Origin of the sequence: Clostridium sp. CAG:43 (assembly GCF_000434655.1) — a bacterium.
Taxonomy (GTDB): Bacteria; Bacillota; Clostridia; order Lachnospirales; family Lachnospiraceae; genus Otoolea; species Otoolea fessa.
This window is the reverse complement of sequence record NZ_FR895048.1, coordinates 22,622-24,487: the sequence shown is the minus strand read 5'-3', so window position 1 is coordinate 24,487 and position 1,866 is coordinate 22,622. Positions and strand designations below refer to the sequence as shown.

Sequence of the window (1,866 nt, the reverse complement as noted above, 5' to 3'; positions counted from 1 at the left end):
GGGACGTGCCCGCCGCGAGCCGCTGGCGCTGTGTGCGGTTCGCTTGTCGTTCCTTCACCCGGTGACAGGAGAACGGATGGAATTTTCCACAGAACCGCAGTTCACTCTGTAAGCGAAGTTATTTGTGAGTAAAATTTAGAAGCGAAAATTTTTATCAGTGACAGCCATGGTTTCCGCAGCCGTGGCTGCCGCAGGTGTGACCGCCATCCCCGTGTTTCTGGTTATGGTGACTACACTGAACATCTGGATTGAATCCGAGGTTTTCGGCTAACAGCGCATGGACCGCCGCATCCGCCTCACCGCTGACGCCGCCGTAGAGCTTGATGCCGACCTCGGCCAGAGCTGCCTGCGCTCCGCCGCCGATGCCGCCGCAGATCAGCGCCTCGACCCCGTGCTGCATCAGAAAACCAGCTAAAGCGCCGTGACCGCTGCCGTTCGTATCGACCACTTCTTCGCTGACGATTTTTCCGTCAGCCACTTCATAGATCTTAAACTGTTCGGTGTGACCAAAATGCTGAAAAATTTGTCCATTTTCATAGGTGACTGCAAGTTTCATACTAGATTCTCCTTTTGATGTATGTTTATTTGGGATGGCACCTGATTTCTGCATCTGGTGGCATCTGTCGCAATGAGATTCTCCCTGTTCGGAAATCAACGACTTATATAAAAAATAAAGAGGTCCATGATAATGAACATGATTCCGAACACATGATTAGAAAGTTTAAATAGGAAGGGAGTATCGTTTTCCAGTATATCATTTTTAAATTTTGCAAACATGACACATTTTAATACACAGAATACAAAGAATGCCAAAAGCCCATTTATTACTAAGCTCTTATAGCCGAAATAAGAAGCCCATGCAATAAAGATGCAAAACGATATCCCTAAGAAATTAAAATATGAAAAGAAATTTCGTCTATATGTCATGGTAGATACCTCCTTTGATTTAAAAATGCTAAATTTGGGGGCGCCTATGATGAAAATATTTATTTTTTGAGTTACTGTCTATATGGTCGAAATTGGAACAATTACTATAAAAAATAATGATGTGTTTTGTACGCAAATACTAACATATTGTATAAGGATATGCAAGAACAAAGAATGAAAAGTAAAAAAACTGTAAGAATTTAAAGAAATAATCTAAAAATAGAGTGGAGGCGTGTGGGTAATGCGCAAATTTCAAGTTGTCATTGGTGGGAGAGGACGGAAAAACATGAGTGCTCTGGCTTGGCAGATTTGTTTGATTTTCATACGCACAAAATTATGTATATTTTCCTCCAACCCGCTCATACTAAAGCGTGTACAAAGGAAGTACGAATCATAAATGGGCGGAGTCCATGGGTAAGCCCCGGAGCGACTAAAGAGGGCTTACAAAAGAGACCGCAGGAGCCGGAAGAAGCGAGAGCTGACGCCGGTTTCCTGTGGTTTTTCGTTTAGTGAAATGATGTTTATTTGGACGGATAAGATGGTTTGAATGGATGCGGCAAAATGGAAACATAACCGTGTATGGAAGAAAGAAAAATTGGGAAGGTGGGAATTACGAAGATGGCATTCAGCAGAAAACAGAAAAAAGCATTTCTCACAGCAGCAGTCACGGCGGGCGTGTACTTAAGTTTCCGGTATCTGCTGCCACTTGTGTTCCCGTTTCTGGCGGCTTACCTGATGGCACTCTTTCTCCGCCCGTCTGCGGCATTTCTTGAAAAAAGGCTGCGAATCTCCTTCCGCGGGCGCACCATCGGCATTCCTATTGGTGTGATCGGGGGCGTGGAGTTGATTTTGCTGTGTATACTGCTGTTTGTTTTGCTGGCAGCAGGGGGACGGCGTTTCATGGAGGAGCTGGAACGCTTTTTAGAAGAGCTTCCCGGA

The 1,866-nt window shown here is 44.8% G+C and carries 1 pseudogene; it reads right to left on the bottom strand.

From position 1 onward, the window contains the following. Nucleotides 1-154: 154 nt before the first annotated feature. A pseudogene (locus tag QVO97_RS04045) lies at nucleotides 155-571 on the bottom strand (NifB/NifX family molybdenum-iron cluster-binding protein); the annotation flags it as partial. Nucleotides 572-1,866 lie beyond the last annotated feature (1,295 nt).